Source organism: Labrenzia sp. THAF35, from assembly GCF_009363595.1.
In the GTDB taxonomy this organism is placed as follows: Bacteria; Pseudomonadota; Alphaproteobacteria; order Rhizobiales; family Stappiaceae; genus Roseibium; species Roseibium algicola.
This window is the reverse complement of the sequence record NZ_CP045380.1, coordinates 259,386-279,242: the sequence shown is the minus strand read 5'-3', so window position 1 is coordinate 279,242 and position 19,857 is coordinate 259,386. Positions and strand designations below refer to the sequence as shown.

The 19,857-nt window shown below is 60.5% G+C and carries 15 protein-coding genes; 6 read left to right on the top strand and 9 right to left on the bottom strand.

Annotated features, from left to right (window positions below; genetic code table 11):
* Positions 1–278: 278 nt before the first annotated feature.
* Together bhcD and FIU93_RS01305 are read left to right on the top strand one after the other, a co-directional pair.
* Positions 279–1,244, top strand: a complete 966-nt coding sequence (bhcD, locus tag FIU93_RS01310; protein ID WP_023002146.1) for an iminosuccinate reductase BhcD — start codon at positions 279–281, stop codon at positions 1,242–1,244.
* Between the two features lie 14 nt (positions 1,245–1,258).
* A complete protein-coding gene (locus tag FIU93_RS01305; protein WP_152504631.1) occupies positions 1,259–2,242 on the top strand; it encodes a glyceraldehyde 3-phosphate dehydrogenase NAD-binding domain-containing protein in 984 nt (327 codons plus the stop codon).
* Positions 2,243–2,438: 196 nt separating this feature from the next.
* Here FIU93_RS01305 and FIU93_RS01300 read toward each other — a convergent pair whose 3' ends face one another.
* The 3 genes from FIU93_RS01300 to puuE form a co-directional block, all read right to left on the bottom strand.
* On the bottom strand, positions 2,439–3,875 hold the full coding sequence (locus tag FIU93_RS01300; RefSeq protein WP_023002143.1) for a nucleobase:cation symporter-2 family protein: 1,437 nt from the start codon (positions 3,873–3,875) through the stop codon (positions 2,439–2,441).
* 72 nt (positions 3,876–3,947) lie between these two features.
* Positions 3,948–4,445, bottom strand: coding sequence for an ureidoglycolate lyase (locus FIU93_RS01295; protein WP_023002142.1), 498 nt, complete (start codon positions 4,443–4,445; stop codon positions 3,948–3,950).
* Entirely contained in the window at positions 4,442–5,836 is a 1,395-nt protein-coding gene (gene puuE, locus FIU93_RS01290; protein WP_209010366.1) for an allantoinase PuuE, read from the bottom strand. The genes FIU93_RS01295 and puuE overlap by 4 nt, the downstream gene beginning before the upstream one ends.
* 226 nt (positions 5,837–6,062) lie before the next feature.
* Here puuE and uraH point away from each other — a divergent pair, with 226 nt between their 5' ends.
* On the top strand, positions 6,063–6,416 hold the full coding sequence (gene uraH / locus FIU93_RS01285) for a hydroxyisourate hydrolase (protein ID WP_062490355.1): 354 nt from the start codon (positions 6,063–6,065) through the stop codon (positions 6,414–6,416).
* A 217-nt stretch (positions 6,417–6,633) separates the two neighbouring features.
* Here uraH and FIU93_RS01280 read toward each other — a convergent pair whose 3' ends face one another.
* The 4 genes from FIU93_RS01280 to FIU93_RS01265 form a co-directional block, all read right to left on the bottom strand.
* Positions 6,634–7,974, bottom strand: a complete 1,341-nt coding sequence (locus FIU93_RS01280) for a mechanosensitive ion channel domain-containing protein (RefSeq protein ID WP_152504629.1) — start codon at positions 7,972–7,974, stop codon at positions 6,634–6,636.
* Between the two features lie 140 nt (positions 7,975–8,114).
* The gene (locus tag FIU93_RS01275) at positions 8,115–8,885 is read right to left on the bottom strand and encodes a Stf0 family sulfotransferase (protein WP_152504628.1); all 771 of its coding nucleotides are present in this window, start codon (positions 8,883–8,885) and stop codon (positions 8,115–8,117) included.
* A gap of 566 nt (positions 8,886–9,451) precedes the next feature.
* The gene (locus FIU93_RS01270; RefSeq protein ID WP_152504627.1) at positions 9,452–9,709 is read right to left on the bottom strand and encodes a hypothetical protein; all 258 of its coding nucleotides are present in this window, start codon (positions 9,707–9,709) and stop codon (positions 9,452–9,454) included.
* Positions 9,710–9,955: 246 nt separating this feature from the next.
* Entirely contained in the window at positions 9,956–10,876 is a 921-nt protein-coding gene (locus tag FIU93_RS01265; RefSeq protein ID WP_031269774.1) for a LysR family transcriptional regulator, read from the bottom strand.
* A gap of 122 nt (positions 10,877–10,998) precedes the next feature.
* Here FIU93_RS01265 and FIU93_RS01260 point away from each other — a divergent pair, with 122 nt between their 5' ends.
* Positions 10,999–12,261 (top strand): urate hydroxylase PuuD, encoded by a 1,263-nt coding sequence (locus FIU93_RS01260; RefSeq protein WP_077290776.1) that lies wholly within the window; start codon positions 10,999–11,001, stop codon positions 12,259–12,261.
* A gap of 126 nt (positions 12,262–12,387) precedes the next feature.
* On the opposite strand, the gene FIU93_RS01255 is transcribed toward FIU93_RS01260, so the two are convergent.
* Both FIU93_RS01255 and FIU93_RS01250 read right to left on the bottom strand, forming a co-directional pair.
* Complete coding sequence (locus FIU93_RS01255; RefSeq protein ID WP_152504626.1) at positions 12,388–15,117, bottom strand: GNAT family N-acetyltransferase; 2,730 nt, start codon at positions 15,115–15,117, stop codon at positions 12,388–12,390.
* A 251-nt stretch (positions 15,118–15,368) separates the two neighbouring features.
* Positions 15,369–16,202, bottom strand: a complete 834-nt coding sequence (locus FIU93_RS01250) for a universal stress protein (protein ID WP_055657672.1) — start codon at positions 16,200–16,202, stop codon at positions 15,369–15,371.
* A gap of 155 nt (positions 16,203–16,357) precedes the next feature.
* Between FIU93_RS01250 and FIU93_RS01245 the strand changes: the two genes are divergently transcribed.
* Together FIU93_RS01245 and FIU93_RS01240 are read left to right on the top strand one after the other, a co-directional pair.
* A complete protein-coding gene (locus tag FIU93_RS01245) occupies positions 16,358–18,178 on the top strand; it encodes an ATP-binding protein (RefSeq protein ID WP_152504625.1) in 1,821 nt (606 codons plus the stop codon).
* Positions 18,175–19,569, top strand: a complete 1,395-nt coding sequence (locus FIU93_RS01240; protein WP_152504624.1) for a sigma-54 dependent transcriptional regulator — start codon at positions 18,175–18,177, stop codon at positions 19,567–19,569. The genes FIU93_RS01245 and FIU93_RS01240 overlap by 4 nt, the downstream gene beginning before the upstream one ends.
* Positions 19,570–19,857 lie beyond the last annotated feature (288 nt).

Below are 19,857 nucleotides of genomic sequence, written 5' to 3'. Positions count from 1 at the left end.
CCGGGCTCGTCCTGGCAATCCATGCCGTGACCTTTCCACACATCGAAGCTTTTCGAACGGATGGGGAGCGGCATGGATGCCATGGTGAAGCCATGGCATGACGACGGTGGGGTTTGCCACGTAAATAACCACCATCCCCCTCATCCTGAGGAAGACCACAGGTCTGTCTCGAAGGATGGGCCAAACACTCCGAGCGAGCCACCCATCCTTCGAGATGGTGCGTTGCGACTCCTCAGGATGAGGTCGGGGGGGAAGACGATGTTTTGCTGGAGACACACATGATCATCGTTCCTGAAAAGGAAATCGCCGGCCTGATCGGCCGCCAGGAATCCTTTGACGCTGTCGAAAGCGTCTTTGCCGCCATGGCGGGCGGGGCGGCCTATAATTTTCCGGTTATTCGCGAGGCAATCGGCCATGCCGATGCGCTATACGGGTTCAAGTCGGGCTTCGACCGGTCCTCGCTGGCACTCGGCCTGAAATCCGGTGGCTACTGGCCGGGCAACATGGCAAAGGGCCTGACCAACCACCAGTCGACCGTGTTCCTGTTCGATGCCGATACCGGCAAGGCGAAGGCCGTCGTCGGCGGCAACCTGCTGACCGCCCTCAGAACAGCGGCAGCTTCTGCGGTTTCCATCAAGCATCTGGCACGCAAGGACGCGAAGGTGCTTGGCATGATCGGAGCCGGCCACCAGTCCGCATTCCAGATGCGGGCCGCCGCCGAACAGCGCGATTTCGAGAAGGTCCTGGGCTGGAACCTTCATCCGGAGATGCTGGTGCGTCTGGAGGAAACGGCGAACGAACTCGGTCTGCCCTACGAATCTGTCGATCTGGCCAGGCTGGGTGCGGAAGCCGACGTGATCATCTCGATCACTTCCAGCTTCGATCCGATCCTGATGGAAGAGCATGTTTCGCCGGGCACGCATATCGCGTGCATGGGCACCGATACCAAGGGCAAACAGGAAGTCGATGTTGCGCTTGTTGCCAAGGCAAAGCTCTTCACGGATGAAGTCGCTCAGTCAGCGACGATCGGTGAATGCCAGCATGCAGTGGCCAGCGGAATTGTCTCTGAGGACAATATAATTGAGATCGGCGCCGTCATTAATGGTAATCATCCGGGCAGGACCTCGCAGAGCGATATTACGCTTTTCGACGGGACCGGCGTCGGCCTTCAGGACCTTGCCGTGGCATCCGCCGCGGTCGATCTGGCAATCCAGAAGGGCGTCGCGATCGAAGTGGATTTCTAGACGGACCGTGGAAAATGCGGATTGTGATCAACGGGTTCGGCCGGATCGGCCGGACCCTCTTGCGTCAAGTGCTGAAGCTTCCGGAAACGGAACGCATCGAGGTGGTGCGGATCAACGATATCGCACCGCTTGAGACCTGTGCCTATCTCTTCAAGTATGACAGCGTCTTCGGTCCGTGGCCGGGCGAAGTAACAGCGGGCGAGGGCACCTTGACGGTGGACGGACGTGAGATCGTCTTCTCCGCCGAACCCGATCTGTCTTTCCTTGATCTTTCCCAGGTGGACGTGGTGCTGGAATGCACCGGCAAGGCCGACACGCGTGAGATTGCGGAACGTGGCCTGAAAGCCGGCGCTGCCAACGTGTTGATTTCAGGCCCCTCCAGGGCAGCCGATATCACCCTGGTGCTTGGTGCCAACGAAGACCAGCTCGGCGACCACCGCATCGTCTCCAACGGTTCCTGCACCACCAATGCCCTCGCTCCGCTGCTACGCGGTCTTGATGATGCTATCGGCATCAAGAGCGGGCACATGACCACCATCCACTGCTACACCGGCAGTCAGCCGATGGTGGACGCCCCGAGGGGGCCGCTGGAGCGCAGTCGTGCCGGCGGCGTCTCCATGGTGCCAACCACCACCAGCGCCACCAAGCTTGTCGGCAAGGTTCTGCCGCAGCTTGAGGGCAAGATCAGCGGTGCCGCCGTCCGTGTGCCCGCGATCAGCGTGTCCGCCGTCGACCTGACGGTGACACTGGCACAGCCCGTGAAGGCCCCCTTCAACACCAGGCTGCTCGAGATCTTTTCCGGCAATCCGGTAATCGGCTTCGTGCAGGACCATGTGGTGTCCACGGACATGCGTGCGCGGCCTGAATCCCTCGTCATACACCTGCCCGAAACGCTCGAGGCCAACGACCATCAGGTGCGCATCTTCGGCTGGTATGACAATGAATGGGGCTTCTCCGCCCGCATGATCGACATGGCCCGGCTGATGGCGGCTCGGTAGGGACACAGTTTCTCCTCCATCGTCATCCCGGCCGAACGAAGTGCGAGCCGGGATCGGGGCCCCACAGGACCGAGGTCTTTTACGTTGCATATCGACAAACCCGGGATCTCCGCTGCGCTGCGTCCGGGACGACGTGCAAGAAGTCATAAAAAAGGGCCGCTCACGCGGCCCTTTCTCATACAGGTGTGGCTTGTCCTTACGCGGTTTCTTCCTTCGGCAGGGAGCCGCGTCCGTGGCCGGAGAGACCGCCGGAAACCTCTTCGGTGGATTCGTCGGAGAGTTCTTCCGGCAGCACCAGGTTGAGGACGATGGCGATCAGGGCTGCCGGCAGCAGGCCGCTGGTCAGAAGGATACGTGCGGTGTCCGGCATGTGCTGCAGGGCGCCCGGTTCCAGTTGCAGACCGAGACCGATGGAAAGCGAAATGGCGAAAATCACCATGTTGCGCCGGTTCCAGTTCACATCCGACAGCATCGAGATACCGGCGGCAACAACCATGCCGAACATCACGATGACACCCCCGCCGAGAACCTCGATCGGAACGGTGCGGATGACCGCGCCAACCTTCGGGATCAGGCCGCAGACGATCAGGAAGATCGCGCCGATGGTCACCACATGGCGGCTCATGACGCCGGTCATGGCGATGAGGCCGACGTTCTGGCTGAACGAGGTGTTCGGGAAACCGCCGAAGAAACCGGCGACAGCCGTGCCGAGACCGTCGGCAAAGGTCGCACCGGCGATTTCCTTGTCGGTCGCTTCCCGGCCGGCGCCACCCTTGGTGATGCCGGATACATCGCCCACGGTTTCCACCGCGGAAACGAAGGCCATCAGGCAGAAGCCGAGCACGGCCGCGAACGAGAATTCGAAGCCGTATTTGAACGGCTGCGGCAGGGCAAAGACAGCCGCACGGTCCCAGGACGTGGAGACGGCTTCAAAGGTCAGCATGCCGGTGGCAAGGGCGAAGATGTAACCGGCGATCAGACCGAGCAGAACCGCGGAGACCGACATCATGCCCCTGCCGAAGAACTTCAGCCCGAGTGTCACCACGATCACCACCAGAGCGGCCGCCCAGTTGAGCAGCGAGCCGTATTCCGGCGTGCCGATGGCGGGGACACCGCCGGCGGCATACTGGATGCCCACCTGAACCAGCGCGAGACCGATCATCGTCACCACAAGTCCTGTCACCAGGGGAGGCAGGGCGAAGCGGATCTTGCCGATGACGAGGCCAAGGCACGCATGGAAGAAACCGCCGATGATCACGCCCCCGAACAGAGCCGCGAGACCGTCGACCCCCTTGCCGGCAACAAGCGGGATCATGATCGGCAGGAAGGCAAAGGATGTGCCTTGAACGATCGGCAATGCCGCACCGACCGGGCCGAGGGTGATCGTTTGCAACAGGGTCGCGACCCCGGCAAAGACCATCGACATCTGGATGAGATAAAGCAGTTCGGGAAAGTCGGGAGAATTGGACCCGAAGCCGAACCCGGCTGCACCGGCCACGATGATGGCAGGTGTGACGTTGGAGACGAACATGGCCAGGACATGCTGGATGCCGAGCGGGATCGCCTTGTAAAGCGGTGGCGTGTAATTGGGATCCCGGAGCTGCTCCGGAGATCCGATCGATGAATTAGACATTTCTGCTCCTCTGAAGGTCGTGTGAACGTCTCCGCCTCGTTGAGCGGGCAGGGATCGTTCTGAAAGGGAGGCTTATTCCTTGTTGTCGGCCTCCACTGTCCAAGGGTCGGGAAACCAGTGTTCCTCCAGGTTGGTTCCTTCCCCGATGCGGTCCACGACCGCGTAGCGGCCCGCTTGCCAAAGCGGGGCCAAAACACCGTGCCAGGTGCCGCGATACAGGTTGATCGCCTGTCCGGGCTGGCTGATGAATGCCTTCAGGTTGACCGGCTGGCCATTCTCGTCGTCAGCGACGACAACCAGCATCGGCACACCGTCCAGCGGTATGAAGGCCTGACTGCCTTCCGGGTGTCGCTCGACCATGTCGACGACATAGGGAAACGACCGGGCCTTGGCATCGAACAGGCTGATGCCTGCCCGGCCTTCGCCGAAGTCGAGCTTCGCCCGGTCATGATGGCGGCCGCACATGCCCTGATTTATGATTTTGTCGGGTGCGCCCGCCACCTCGAGAACATCGCCATAGGGGGCGAAGGCCTCTGCGGTCAGGATCGATGGGGCAATGAGACGGCTCACGGCAGCAGGTCCTTGAGCCGGAACTGGGCAATCCGTTCCACCTGGCGGCAGGCTTCCTCGAATTCAGTCGCCCGGTCGTTGTCGATCCGGCGCTGGAAGGCAGCCATGATCGAGGCCTTGTCGTGATCGCGCACCGCGATGATGAACGGGAAGCCGTGTTTTTCGACGTAGGTATTGTTCAGCCGGGTAAAGGTCTCGCGTTCCTCGTCGGTCAGCATGTCGAGACCGGCGCTGGCCTGCTCGTTGGTGCTTTCCGCTGTGAGGCGGCCTGCCTGTGCCAGCTTTCCGGCCAGATCCGGGTGGGCAGTCAGAACGCCGAGGCGCTCATCCTCGCTTGCGGAGCGGAACATGCGGCACAGCGCGTTGTGAACACCGGCGGCACAGTCATGAGCCGGGCCGAGTTCCAGCTCGAAGGCACGTTCGGCGATCCAGGGGGAGTGCTCGAAGATGCTGCCGAAGGTTTTGACGAACTCGGCTTTTTCCATACGGCTGGGGCGAAGACCCTTCTGCGGCGGGTGCGTCTTGGCCCAATGGTCCGCAATCTCGATGCGGCGTGGGCACCAGACGCCTTCATGAGCCTGGATATGATCGATGAACTTCTTCAGTGCCATGATCTTGCCCGGACGGCCGACGAGGCGGCAATGCAGGCCGATGGACATCATCTTCGGCGTGTCCGTCGTGCCTTCGTCATAAAGCATGTCGAAGGCGTTCTTCAGATAGAGGAAGAAATCCTCTCCATCCGTCCATCCCGGTGCCGTCGCGAAGCGCATGTCGTTGGCTTCCAGCGTATAGGGAATGATCAGCTGATCACGGCCATCGGCATCCAGCCAATAGGGCAGATCATCATCATAGGTGTCTGAAATATAGGCAAAACCGCCTTCCTCGGCGACGAGGCGAACGGTGTTTTCCGAGCAGCGGCCCGTGTACCAGCCGAGCGGGCGACTGCCGACCACTTCCGTGTGCAGGCGGATCGCCTCGGCAATGGCCGCACGTTCCTCGGCCTCGGGCATATCCTTGTGTTCGACCCACTTCAGGCCATGGCTGGCGATTTCCCAACCGGCGTCCTTCATGGCCTGCACCTGTTCCGGGCTGCGGGCCAAAGCGGAAGCGACACCATAGATGGTCAGCGGAATATCGGCCCGCGTGAACAGCCGGTGCAGGCGCCAGAAACCGGCGCGGGCGCCGTATTCATAGATGGATTCCATGTTCCAGTGGCGTTTGCCCTGCCATTGGGCGGCACCCGGAATATCGGACAGGAACGCCTCGGACGCCGCATCGCCATGCAGCACGCAATTCTCGCCGCCTTCCTCGTAATTCAACACGAACTGGACAGCGACCCTGGCCCCGCCTGGCCACTTTGGATCCGGCGGGTTCTGACCATAGCCACGCATGTTCCGGGAATAGCGATTCAAGACGGACCTCCTCGTGATACCAACGTGTTTTGAACCAAGCAAAGACTATGCCTCATTCAAGGGCTGGCATGTTGTCTTCTTATAAAACAGAATAATGGACATGACTTTCTCGTCTTTTTAGAAAGTGCTTCCTGTGAACCACGGGTGCCCTTCGATTGAGGCCCACAGCATCATGCGCGCAAACTGACATTTGGAGGAGGCCAAGATGGCCGGTTACCTGACGACTCACGTGCTCGACACCGCCCAGGGTTGCCCTGGAAAAGGCATCAAGATCGATCTTTATGCAATTGATGGAGACAACAGGACCTACGTCCGCAGCCTGGAAACCAACGACGACGGCCGCACCAACAGCCCGATCCTGCCGAAAGACGAATTCAAGACCGGAACCTACGAGCTGGTGTTCCATGTCGGTGCCTATTTCGACGCCGCAGGAATCGCTTTGCCGGACCCGAAGTTTCTCGACACGGTGCCGCTGCGGTTCGGCATGTCGGAAGAAGCCCACTACCACGTGCCGCTTCTGGTCTCGCCATTCAGCTATTCGACCTATCGGGGGAGTTGAGGAAAGTCGCTGTTTCGAGTGTCTTTCCAAAGTTTCAGCCTCATCCTGAGGAGCGAGCCTGCTCGCGTCTCGAAGGATGGGACCCTTGCTCGAAACAAGCGGCCCATCCTTCGAGACGGACCTAAGGTCCTCCTCAGGATGAGGTTTTTTGCTGTGCTGGGGTATCGACAGCTTCGATCGGTGATCACCCGTCCGGACAAGGTTGAAGCGCTACCGCCTAATCGATTTCATTCTGCTTTCCGCGGACTTCTTGGAACGCCTCGGCAGGCAATCCATTGCCCGTCTCCTTCTTCATGATGATTTCCCGATGCGGATACGGGATGCCGACGTTGTTTTCCTTGAAGGTGTCCCAAAGCGCCAGCAACACCTTGCCGCGCACGTTGGTGAGGCCCTGTTGCGGATCGCGGATCCAGAAACGCAGGACGAAGTCGAGCGAACTGTCGCCGAAGCCCATAAGCCAGCAGACCGGACGGCGGGAGCCTTCCACTCGGCCGACCGTCATCGCCGCTTCGATGGCAAGCTTCGAAACTTCATGCGGGTCGGCGTCGTAGGAGACGCCGAAATTGACGTCAAGGCGGACAAGTTCGTCGCTGAAGGACCAGTTGATCACACGGTGGGTGATGAAGTCCTCGTTCGGGATCAGATATTCGCGTCCGTCCCGCGTTACCACGGAAACGAAGCGGGCGCGCAACTCGCGGATCCAGCCGAAGGTGCCTTCGAGCGAGATGGTGTCGCCGGGTTTGATCGACTTGTCGAGCAGGATGATGATGCCGGAAATGAAGTTGGAAATGACCTTCTGCAGGCCGAACCCGAGACCGAGGCCGACCGCCCCGGTAAAGACGGTGAAGGCGGAGAGATCGATACCGACCGAGGAAAGCGCAACCGTTCCGGCCACCAGGATCAGCCCGAACTTGGCGACCTTGCCGATCAACACGCGGATCGACGGGGTCAGCTCATCCGACTTTTGTACCTGCTCATCGAAATAGCGCCCGAGGACCACCGCGACCCAGACGGTTGCAAACAGCAAGAGAACCGCCTTCAGGATCAGCAGCAAGGACAACCGCATCTCGCCGAGTGGCAATGCCAGACTGTCGAGGAAGGTGCCGGCCTCGTCGTCAAAGCCCAGAATGACCAGCGCAACATAGATCCAGGCGAGCCAGCTGAGCGTTCTTGCCACCAGCCGGTTGCGGATAACCCTCGACAGAACCGAGACAAACAGCCAGGCGAGCGACAGCGACAGGGCGATCGCAATGAAATGGCTCCGGCTCGGCCAGGTGACGCTGCGCATCACCGTAAGCGCAATGAACAGGAACAGGCTGAAGAAGATCCACTCGATCCGCCGGAGCAGGGCCACCACCACACGAAGCAGGCCCGGATGGCCCCTGATTTCACGTGCACGGGCTTCAAGCCTCGGCTCGACGCGAAGGCTCAGCAGCTTGGCCAGGCCGAACAGAACTACGATGATGGCGAGCTGATAGGCAAACCAGGGCGCAGTCAGGTAGCTGAGAGCCAGCGTGGCCCAGGATTGAAGTTCGGCAACGAAACTTTCGAGGTTCATCAAACCACCCGTCCGTCTGTTTCCCGTCGAAGCATCAACAGCTTAACAGCATTCCTGGCCCGCGGCCAAGGCGGCTGCAAAACGCGTGCTTCTTCGAGAAGGATACGGCGCGGCCGCGTAGGTGGTTCACACAGGCGGCTTTAGCTGGCGCTGTCGATCTCAAGCTCAGCGCGGAAACGGGACACCCAGTCGGCATTGGTGGCATCTGCCAGTTTGGCAACGCCGGGCACGACACCCTCCGCTGCTGACACTTCCAGGCCGAGCCGTTGAAGTACCAGTCTCAGCGTGGCCTGCGGATCTGCCGAAAGCGCGTCATAGGTAATCCGAAGTGGGGAAATGCCCTGGATATCGAACCAGGCTTGCCAGTCGCGGTCAAACCGGGTGAAGCGATCGTGACAGGCGCGGATTTCAGCGGCGTCATATTGCAAATCGCGCGGTTCCGACAAACGCTCGAGCTCGGTGCCGTCCGGAGCCCTGTGCCAGAGGCCGGATTGCTCGGCGCGAACGAAGGAAACCGCCTGGTCGACCTTGTCAGCACGGGTCAGGTGAATGAACAGCGTCTTGCCGAAGGCTGCTTCAAGACGCGTTAAATCGCTTTCATGAGCCGGTTGCAGGATGGCCAGCTGTTTCATGAAGAAATCGAAGCTGTGCCTCTGCAGCCGCAGGCCAAAAAGACCTTTGCCCCGCGTGCCCTTTTCGATAGCTGCCGCAAAGATGCGGCGCAGCGTTGCCTGCTCGTTTTCCCCCGGCACAACATCGACATTCAGGTCCTTAAGCCAATCCTCTTGGGACGGCTTGTGAAAATAGGAGCCCGGATGCCCGGAAACACCGGTCGCCGCCAGAAGCTTGCAGAGCAGCGTGCTGCCGCTACGGGGGGAGGTGCACAGGATGTAGGACGAGTAGCCGATCATGGGGTGTTCATTTCAAGGATCGGTGACAGGTGCAAGACACCTGAAGCAAAGCGAGGGGACTGCACCGGACATTGGCTTGAACTTGCGACGGATTTTGATCAAGGGGTGTCTGGCGAGCAACACTCTGTCCGTGAATTTGCCAGAGAGGATCGCTCATCCCGAGGTTGGCCGATGCCTCGAACTATTGGCGGCAAATCCGGAGCAAGCGGCCCATCCTTCGAGACAGCGCTGCGCGCTTCCTCAGGATGAGGGGGCTGGGGGCTGGAAGATCGTCTCTGTTGCCGGACAGGTTTTAGGATACCTTGCCAACCGTGCAGACGTTTCGTTTGCCATAGCCGGCAGCGCCGTTTTCGTTCAAGCCCCGCCCCCCAAGGCCGTCACCCCGGACAAGCGCAGCGCAGATCCGGGGTCTACTCGAAGAGGCGGCTCGCTGAAGCGGGCGCATTCAGAACCACGCCTGAATTCTGGAAATGAGCAGACCCCGGGTCTCGCGTTGCTCGCCCGGGGGGACTTCAAAGGGATTAACACCGGCGTATGTTTGCGTCTGAGGTCTTGCTGGCAAGCACTCAAGTAACGCCAAGCGACGGCAGCAGCACCATTGCACACTCCAGCCTGTGGCTTCTGCCTCCGAATGTGAAGCTTATGGTTTCGGCCTGCGTCCTGCCCTCAACGGCAATTGCCGATGCGCCGGTGTAGCGGGGAATGCCCGCCTTGCGGATTTCTGCGAGTAGTCCCAACCTCTTGGCAAGCAGCCGCCCGCCGCGCAGCGCTCCGGTCAAATGCCGCAGCGATGCCTGCCTGTTGGCGAATGTCTGTGTTTCCAACAGAGCCAGTATAGCGTATCTGCCCGGCACATCTGGGCGGCGACCAGAACAGCCTGATCTTCCGGCCTTTCAAGCCGGAGTGCTTTCTCAACATGTCGCTGCTTACTCCGGCCAACCGGCCGCTTTCCCTTCTGGTGGAAAGCTTTGCTGAGGTTTTGCGTGCCGAGATCAAGGCACTCTTGGAGAGGGCCGCCGGTCTCCGCGATCTTCCATGAGGTCTTGGTGAAGAGGTGAGAGAGTGAACCCTCAGTGGGCATTCGCCAACTCCGCAAGTGACTTCTGGATATGCGCCACCATGAAATCCAGGAACAGGCGTACTTTCGGGTCCTGGCGGCGGCGGTGCGTGTAAAGGCAGGCCATCTGCACCGGGATCGGCGGTTCGTTTTCCAGCACCGGCACCAGTTTGCCCGAAGCCAGATAGTCGGCAACTTCAAACGCCGGTTTCAGCACGATGCCGTGGCCTTCCAGCGCCCAGCCGGTCAGGACATCGCCATGGTCGGATTCGAACGGGCCGGACACCGCGACGCGCTTGACGCCATTTTCCGTCTGCAGCGGCCACTGGAATTCCGGTGCACCAGGATAACGCATGTTGAGGCAGTCATGGCGGCCGGCGGCAAGCTCGTCGCTTGTTTTCGGGTTGCCCTTGCGGGCGAGATACTCCGGAGAGGCGCAAAGCAGCCGGTCGCAATCGGCGATCTTGCGGATCTTGAGATTGGAATCTTCCGGCAGCCCAAGGAAGAAAGCAGCATCGAGACCTTCGCCCGTCAGGTCGACCTTGCGGTCGGACAGGCGCAGGCGAATGTCGATCAGCGGATTGGCTTCCTTGAATTTCGGGATCGCCGGGGCGATCAGCCGCTGGCCCATGCCGATGGGGGCGGCAACAAACAGCGTGCCGCGCGGTGAACGGGTGACATTGCTGATCTCCGCTTCTGCTTCTTCCACCGCCTCGATTATTTTTGTTGCACCGCGATAGAACAAGTTGCCATGCTCTGTCGGGCTGAGGGCTCGGGTGGTTCGCTGGAACAGGCGGACGTTCAGGTGCTCTTCCAGTTGGGACACCCGCGACGACGCGACGGCGGAGGAAATCCGCAGATCGCGTGCGGCGGCGGACATGTTGCCCAGCTCGTAAACGCGCAGAAAGGTTCGGATGTTTTCCAGATACGCCATGAGGATGTCCAACCGGGCCGGTTTATTGTTCCGATTTTTTTGAAACTGCTCGGAATTATCCCGAGATACCAGAAAATTCTTGCATGAGCTAGCTTGGGTCAAACGAATTTGGAGGGGAAGCAATGCTGGACATTGCCATCATTTGGGACTGGATCGCCTTTGCGGTTCGCTGGCTGCACGTGATTACGGCGATGGCCTGGATCGGCTCGTCGTTCTATTTCGTCGCGCTGGACCTTGGCCTGAAGAAAGCCCCGGACCTGCCCAAGGGGGCCCATGGCGAGGAGTGGCAAGTCCACGGCGGCGGCTTCTATCATATCCGCAAGTTCCTTGTGGCCCCGGAAAACATGCCGGAACATCTGGTCTGGTTCAAATGGGAAAGCTATTCCACATGGCTGTCCGGCGCGGCTCTCCTGATGGTCGTCTACTGGGTCGGCGGCGAGCTTTACCTGATCGATCCGGCAAAGGCCGATCTTGCCCTGTGGCAGGGTATCCTGATTTCCGCCGGGTCTCTGACCATCGGCTGGCTGGTCTATGACCGGTTGTGCAAGTCGAAGCTCGGCGAAAGCCCGACGCTGCTGATGCTGCTGCTGTTCGCGCTGCTGGTGGCCATGGGATACGGGTACAACGAGATCTTCACCGGCCGTGCCACCATGCTGCATCTCGGTGCCTTCACCGCGACGATCATGACCGCGAACGTGTTCTTCATCATCATTCCGAACCAGAAGATCGTGGTGGCGGACCTGAAGGCAGGGCGGACCCCGGACGCAAAATACGGCAAGATCGCCAAGCTGCGCTCCACCCACAACAACTACCTGACCCTGCCGGTCGTGTTCCTGATGCTGAGCAACCACTATCCGCTCGCGTTCGCCTCGGAATACAACTGGCTGATTGCTGCCCTTGTCTTCCTGATGGGGGTCACCATCCGGCATTACTTCAACACCAAGCACACGGGTGCTCCGGCGCCGACCTGGACCTGGCTGGCAACGGCGATCCTGTTCGTCGCCATTATCCAGCTGTCCATGGCACCGCTCCAGCAGGATACCTGGGAAGCGTCGGAGGCCCGTCCGTTGACGCAGACCGAACAGGTATTCGCCAATGCGGAAGGCATCGATGATGTCATGAACATCATTCCCGGCCGCTGCGGCATGTGCCACGCCCGCGAACCCTTCTACGAAGGCATCCACTGGGCACCCAAGGGCCTGCATCTGGAAACCAAGGCAGACGTCGTGCGCGCCGCAAAGCAGATCTACCTCCAGGCAGGCGTTACCAACGCCATGCCGCCCGCCAACGTCTCCTTCATGGAAGAAGACGAGCGCAAGAAGATCATCGAATGGTACAAGAACGCCCGCGAACAACTGCCTTTCGGTATGGCAGCAACGCACTGAGCATCTGCAGATGAACCACCCGGGACGCTCCTCCTTGCGGGGAGCGTTTTTTGTTTGGGGCAACGCCCATGTGGGCGTGCTGACAGGCAAACGGCAATCAGATGCGTTGCGGACTGCGCAACGCGTTCAGATCTGTTCCGGCACTTCCGCCACAGGCAGCGTCACGAGGGCTATGCCGGGATCGTCCGGAGAAGTGCCGACGGAAAAGCCGAGCGACTGGCACATGGAGATCATCGAGGTGTTTTCTTTCAGAACCTCGCCCTTGATGACCTCGATGCCGTCTTCCCTGGCGTAGCGAATGAGCAGTTTCATCAAGGTCCAGCCGAGGCCCTGTCCCTTCAGGTCGGAGCGGACCATGATCGCGTATTCGCCGGTTTGATGGTCGGGATCCGCGTGCAGGCGGACGACGCCGAGCAAGCTGCCGTCTTTGGGCTCGATGGCAGCAAAGGCGATTGCGCGGGCATAGTCGAGCTGCGTCAGCCGGGACAGGAACCTGTGGCTGAAATCGCGCACAGGTGCAAAGAACCGCAAGCGCAGGTCTTCGGGCGTCACTTGCTCGAAAAACGTCTTGAAAAGGTCCTCGTCCTCCGGGCGCACGGGCCGGATGAAGATCTCGTGCCCATCCTTCAACTCAAGTGTCTGCTCCCATTCCTGGGGATAGGGGGCGATGGCCAGGCGGGAACTGCCGGCGCGGCCCGGTCGCTTTTCCGGATGGCACAACGTCATGCGGGCATCGAGCCCGATAAGCCCGCTCGGCAGGGCAACCAGCGGATTGATGTCGAGCTCCTGTATTTCGGGAATATCGATGGTGATCTGGGAGAGTTTCACCAGCGCCTGGGCAAGGGCTGCCTTGTCGAGGGCCGGGCGCGCCGGTCCGCCATCCAGAAGCCTGGCAATTCGTGTGCGGGAAATCAGTGCTTCTGCCAGATTGAGATCCAGCGGCGGCAATTCCAGCGCGACGTCTTCGCTTTCCTCGATTGCGGTACCTCCATGACCGAACACCAGGACCGGGCCGAAGTCCTGTGTTTCGGCAACTCCCATATAAAGTTCCAGCCCGTGCCGGTCTTCCAGCATCGGATGAATGGAGAGCCCGGCGATCCGGGCGTCCGGGTAGTCCCGTCTGGTCTTTTCGATCAGTTCTTCTGCCGCGTGACGGACGGCTTCAGGGCTTTCCAGCCCCAGCCGCACACCATCGATGCGCGACTTGAACGGCAGATCCGGCGAAATCAGCTTGGCAACGCAATGAGCCGCGGTCTTGAAGAAAGGCTCCGACAGTTTGCCGGCTTCCTCTGGCGTTGTCGCCATGGCGGTTGCCATGATCGGCAGATCATATGCTTCCAGAACGGAGACCACTTCCGGCGGGCTGAGCCAGGTGCGGTCTTCCTGAAGCGCCGCTGTGACAATGCCGCGTGCCCGCGCAACATCGGGTGAAAACGTGCTGGGCAGGCTGGCCGGGGCCGCCATAAGGAATTCGCGCGCCTGCGCATCATGCGCCAGATGCATCAGGCTGCGGGCAGCTTCGGCCGGGCTGGCATAGTTCGGGATGCGCGCTTCGGAAAGGGCTGCCCGCGTTGCCCCATCACCACCGATAAGACCGGCGACAAGGGCCTTGCGCCGCCCGGTGCGCCGCCTGTCCAGCGCCGCCGCATCGGCAATTGCCTTTGCGATGGCCGACAAGGGCTGGAAGGCACTGGCAGCCTGAAGCACGACGGCACCATCCACATTCGGGTCTTTCAACACCGTGACGATTGCCTCGGTAATCTGTTCCGGTGTCACGTTCTCCTTCAGGATTACCGAACCATCGGCAGCAGGTGTCACCGACAGGCCGGCATGGCTCCGGCTGGTGTCTTCAAGAGCTGTTCGAGTTTCGGTGCCAAGCTCGGCGAAGGATCCACCCAGATCCATCAGCCTGTCGACGGCAAGACTGGCAAGACTGCGACCGTTCGCAATGACGGCAAGCTTGTCGCAGCGGGGAACGCGAATGTGGGAGAGGGTTTCCAGTGCCTCGAACATCTCGTCAAGATCATGCACCCGCAAAAGGCCGGTGCGGCGGAACACGGTCTCATAGACCCGGTCAGTCCGTGCGAGTCGCCCGGCGTGGGTTCTGCCTGAGCCGCCTGTATCCCGGCTCTTGCCGGAGCGGATCACGATCACCGGCTTGCTGCGGGCTGCTGCCCTGGCGGCGGAAATGAATTTTCGCGGGACCGCGATGCCTTCCAGGTGAAGCACGATCGCACGGGTATGATAGTCCTGCGCGAAATAGTCGATCAGGTCGCTGATATCGACATCCATCCGCGCGCCGAGAGAAACGACAGCGGAAAATCCGGTATTGTGGGTCTTCGCCCAGGAAAGCGTTGCATTGAGCACGGCACCGGAACGAGCGAAAAACGCGACTTCCCCCTTTTCGGGGCGCTCCGCGCTGAGGAGTGCGTTAAGTCCCCTGGCGGGAACGGCAAGGCCAAGCGTGCCTGGTCCGATAAGTCGCAAGTTGGTCGCCTGCGCGGCTTCGCGGCACTCCTGAAGCAACTCTTCAGGCCAGGTTTCAAAGCCGGGCGAAGGGATAAGCACGGCCTTCGTCCCACCAGCAGCAAGGATCCGGATCTTTTCCGGCAGCGCTTCCGCTTTGGCGAGATAAATTGCCAGATCCGGCATTTTCTCCAGATCGGCCAGCCGAGCGACCTTTCGTCCCTTGAAAGGGACATCCTCATCGATCCCGACGAGCGTTACCGGATGGCCGGCCTCAATATCCTGCAGGCAGGAAATCAACTTGCTGGTCAGGACGCCCGGATGCCTGCAAGGGCCGATAATGGCTATCGATCCTGGCGCAAAGAAACCGTCGAGGTTGCGAATGGTCATGAGATCGATCCTTTGAAAAGCTCCGCAAGGAACAAGGCGTCTGAAACGAACCTAGGTCGCGCGTCATAAAATTCACGAACAAGAAGCGAAAAACAACAGGGTGGTTGCAGACGAGCGTCCGGCCTTGCCGGTGTTTCGACCCTGCAGTTTCATCATGTTTTCCGGTCAAAAAAAGCCCGCGGACCGGAGTGTGTCAGGTTCGCGGGCTTCATGCATCGCAAAATCTCGGCGATCGAGTGTGCGCCGGTGGCTTAATGGGCCATCAGAACCGGTACGGTCATGGCTTCCAGGATTTCCCGGGTTGCCCCGCCGAACAGGAATTCACGCATGCGGCTGTGGCCGTAACCGCCCATCACGACCAGATCGTTGCTGTTGTCGGAGACATGGTTGAGCACCGTGTCGGCAATGCCGGCTTGCGGGTTGGTGACAACCTCGACGGTGACATCCATGTTGTGGCGCGCCAGATAGTTGGCGACGTCGGCACCCGGTTGGCCGGTTGCTTTCGTGGCTTTCTTCTCGACGACCAGGACCGTGATTTTCTCCGCCTTTTCCAGAACGGGCAGAGCCGCATGGATGGCCCGTGTCGCGGTGGAGCTGCCGTCCCAGCCAACCAGCACATTCTTCGGCTGGAAGGATTTGCTGCCGATATAGGGTACAAGCAGAACCGGTACGCCGCTTTCAAACAGGACGGTCTCGATCAAGAGCTCACGCATCGGCTCCGGCTTGTCCGGATTGGCCTGACCGATGACTACCAGGTCTGTCGGGCGGCAATGAACCAGCACGTTTTCCAGGGGGCCGCCGGTGAGGATTTCCGCGAGCCTGCTTTCGCTCTTCACACCTGCCAGACGGGCCAGCTCGTCGAATTCCTTCTTGGCCTCGGTGGCTGCGGCAACTGCCTGTTCGTGCGCTGCCTGCAAATAGTCGACCGGCATCGGCGCGGCCGCGAATGCGGGAACGACCGGCTCGAACGACACCGCCAGTCCGGTGACATGGGCATCGTAGTTTCGGCCGAATTCCAGGGCGTATTTGGCGGCCGGCTGGTCACCTGCGAGATCCAGAACGGTCAAAATATCTTTGATAGGCATATATCCCTCCTGCGGCCGGTATCATGTCATCGAACCAGCCTCGTTAAAAATCTATAGGTCTGAATGTGGTGAGTCCTTGACGCGCATCAATGTCACCAACTTGTTCTGATAGCCGGTCGGGTGGCGGGAATGAAAAAAATGCGCAATATGGAGCCATGTCAAACCGTTGGTTCTATCTGGCGCTGCCACCGTTCCTGCTCGTGGCTGTCGCCTTCATGCTGGTTCAGCTCTTCATGGAGCTGGATGAGGACAGCGTTGACAGGAAGGCCGCCGAGCGGCTGACGCTTTATCGCCAGACGATTTTGGGCGAATACCAGAAGTACCGCTATCTGCCTTACATGATTGCACGGGATCCCCGCGCAACGTCAGCGCTGGGCCTTGGCCAGCCATCGGAAAGCGCCAATCGGTTCCTGCAGGAAATGGCCGAAAATTCAGGCGTGGATCTGCTCTATGTCATGAATGCCGAAGGCACGACCCTGGCGTCAAGCAACTGGCAGGAAGACTTGTCGCTGGTCGGCCGTAACTACGGTTTCCGGCCTTATTTTTCAGCCGCCATTGAAGGCGAGGAAGGCCGGTTCTTTGCAATCGGCGCGACCTCGGACGAGCCGGGCCTGTTCCTGGCACGGCCGACGCCGGTCAGCGGCAAGCCGGTTGGTGTGGCTGTCGTCAAGGTGGACATGGGCCCCCTGGAAGAAGCCTGGGCCGAAGGCGGTGAGACCGTCTTTGCCTCTGACGACAATGGCGTGATTTTTCTGTCGAGCCAGCCCGATTGGCGCTACCGGACGTTGACAACGCTGCCGCAGGAGGTGCGTCAGATGATCGAGGCAACGCGCCAGTATGCCGGTCGGGAATTGTCCCCGGTCAGCGATAGTCTGGATCAGGAAAGACAGCAGCTCGTCATCGACGGCAAGAACTACCGGCACAATTCGGCGGATGTCGGCCTGCTTGGCTGGACCCTGCATTTCCTGGTCCCGGTGGAAGAGACCCGCAAGAGCGTGCTGCCGATCTGGGCGGCAACCATTTCGCTCTGCCTTGTCTATGTGGTCATTGTCCTTGTGCTGCGCGGTCGGCGTCTGCGTAAGGCCTCTGCGTTGCTGCGTCAGGAATCGGCCGGACTGAAAGAGCTGAACACCCGTCTGGTGGAGGAGATTCAGGAACGGCGGCGCGTTGAAAAAGAGCTTCTGGAAGCACAGCGCGGCCTTGCCCGCTCGAGCCGTCTGGCGGCTGTGGGCGAGATGTCTGCGGCAGTGGTCCACGAACTCAGCCAGCCGCTTGCGGCCTTGCGCATGTTCGTTGCCGGAACACGCAAGTTTCTGGAAAAGGGCGACACGGAAACCGCCTCGGAAAACCTTGACGAAATCGATTCCCTGCAGATGCGCATGGCCAGCCTCACGCAGGAACTGAAGCGCTTTGCGCGGCCCGGTGAAAGCCGTATCGAGAAGATTGACCTGACAGAAAGTGTCCGGACCGCTGAAAAGATCGTACGGCCCCGGTTTGAAGAGACCGGCTGCCTTTTGAAACTGGACCTTCCGCCCGATCCGCTGGAGGCGGAAACCGCTCCGCTCAGGATAGAGCAGATCCTGGTCAATCTCTTGCGCAACGGTGCCGATGCAACGGCGGGCGAAGAAGCCGGTGAAGTCAAACTGCACGCGGATCGACAAGGGACAGAGCTGGTGCTGGCAATTTCCGATAACGGCCCCGGCATCCCGGAGGACCTGAAGGAACGGATCTTCGACCCGTTCTTTTCCACCAAGACCAGCAGCGGGGGTATGGGGCTCGGCCTTGCCATATCGATGCGGCTCGCGGAGGACCTTGGCGGCAGCTTGTCGGTGCGCGCAAATACCCCCAAGGGTGCTGTGTTTGAATTGCGTCTGCCTGCCTTGTCCGGCGAGAAAGCCAGTGAAAGAGCCAGTAACAGCGCCGGTGACAGCGCCTCCGGCACCAGGACCGAACGGGAACCAGAAGCCGCAGAATGACCGACCTTTCCCAGAAGATTCCAGTTCTCATCGTCGACGACGATCCGTCCATGCGCGCGGCCCTGCGGCAATGGATAAGACTTGCAGGTTTTGAAACCCATGAAGTTGCAACGGCAGGTCAGGCGCTTGCCAGATTGTCCGCCGAATTCCGGGGTTGCGTCGTTTCGGATGTGATGCTGGACGGGGAAGACGGCGTCTCGCTTCTGCGCAAGATCGGGGCGCTCGACGCGGATCTTCCAGTGGTGCTGATTACCGGTCACGGCGATGTGCCGATGGCGGTCGAGGCGATGCGGGCCGGGGCTTATGACTTTGTCGAAAAGCCGTTCGATCCAGATCTGATTGCCGACGTGGTTCGCCGGGCATGCGACAGGCGTGCACTTGTTCTGGAGAACCGTTCGCTGCGCACGCAATTGCTCGATAGCGCGGGGCTGGAAAGCCGCCTGATTGGCAATAGCCCCGCCATGCAGGCCCTGCGCCAGCAGATCCTGCATTTTGCTGCAACGGATGCGGCGGTTCTCATTACCGGTGAAACCGGCACAGGCAAGGAAGTGATTGCCCAGGCTCTGCATGATTTCAGCCCGCGCAAGGACGGGCCTTTCATGGCGATCAACGCGGCAGCCCTGCCGGAGGCCATGGTGGAAGCGGAACTGTTCGGCCATGAGGTCGGCGCTTTCACCGGTGCAGACAAGCAAAGGACAGGAAGGATCGAGGCGGCAAGTGGCGGCGTCCTGTTTCTGGACGAGATCGTCTCCATGCCGCTGGCGTTGCAGCCGAAGCTGTTGCGCGTGCTGCAGGAGAAAAAGGTAGACCGTATCGGCGGCACAAGACCCGTCGATGTCGATATCCGTCTGGTCAGCGCCGCCAATGTCGACCCCAGGGAAGCTGTGCGCAGCGGACGGCTGCGGGAGGACCTGCTCTTTCGGCTGAATACGATTGAACTGCGGGTGCCGCCACTGCGCGAGCGAGGCCGTGATGCGCTCCTGCTGTTCGACACGTTCCTGAACCGCTTTGCCGCCCAGTATGGTCTGGATGCCCCGGCCACAAGCGCCCGCGACGAGGCTTTCCTGCAGACCTATGGCTGGCCGGGAAACGTCCGGGAGCTGCGCAATGCCGCCGAGCGCTTCGTGCTCAACGCACCGGTCACGCCGCAGCCGCTGGAAGAACTGGTGACCGGGCAGCGGGAAACGGGACCGGTTCCCGTTGGAGGTGGCCTGAAGGAGCTGATGGACGCCTATGAGCGCAACCTGATCGAAGGTGCCTTGCGTCGTCATGGTGGGCGGATGGCCGACGTGATGCAGGAACTCAACCTGCCGCGGCGAACGCTCAACGAAAAAATGACCCGCCTCGGCCTCAGCCGCGATCAGGCGAATGCCGAGACTGTCGAGGGATAGGCATTCCTGAGAGCATTCACCCGAGCGATGCCCCAACATCAAGCCAAATCCTGAGGAAGCGCGTGAGCGCTGTTTCGAAGGACGGGCCGCTGGCTCCCGAGTGTGCTGCGCATCCTATGAGAGGGACCTGATGGTCCGCCTCAGGATGGAGGTAATCGGGAAATGAGACGGCGGTTCGAAGCTGGCAGACAAGCTCCCCACATCAACCCGAACCGGCGGAAATCCGCCGAGGGTATCGGGCTATCGGCAAGATCTTGCCGAGGTGCACTGCAGCAAATGGAGGGTGGG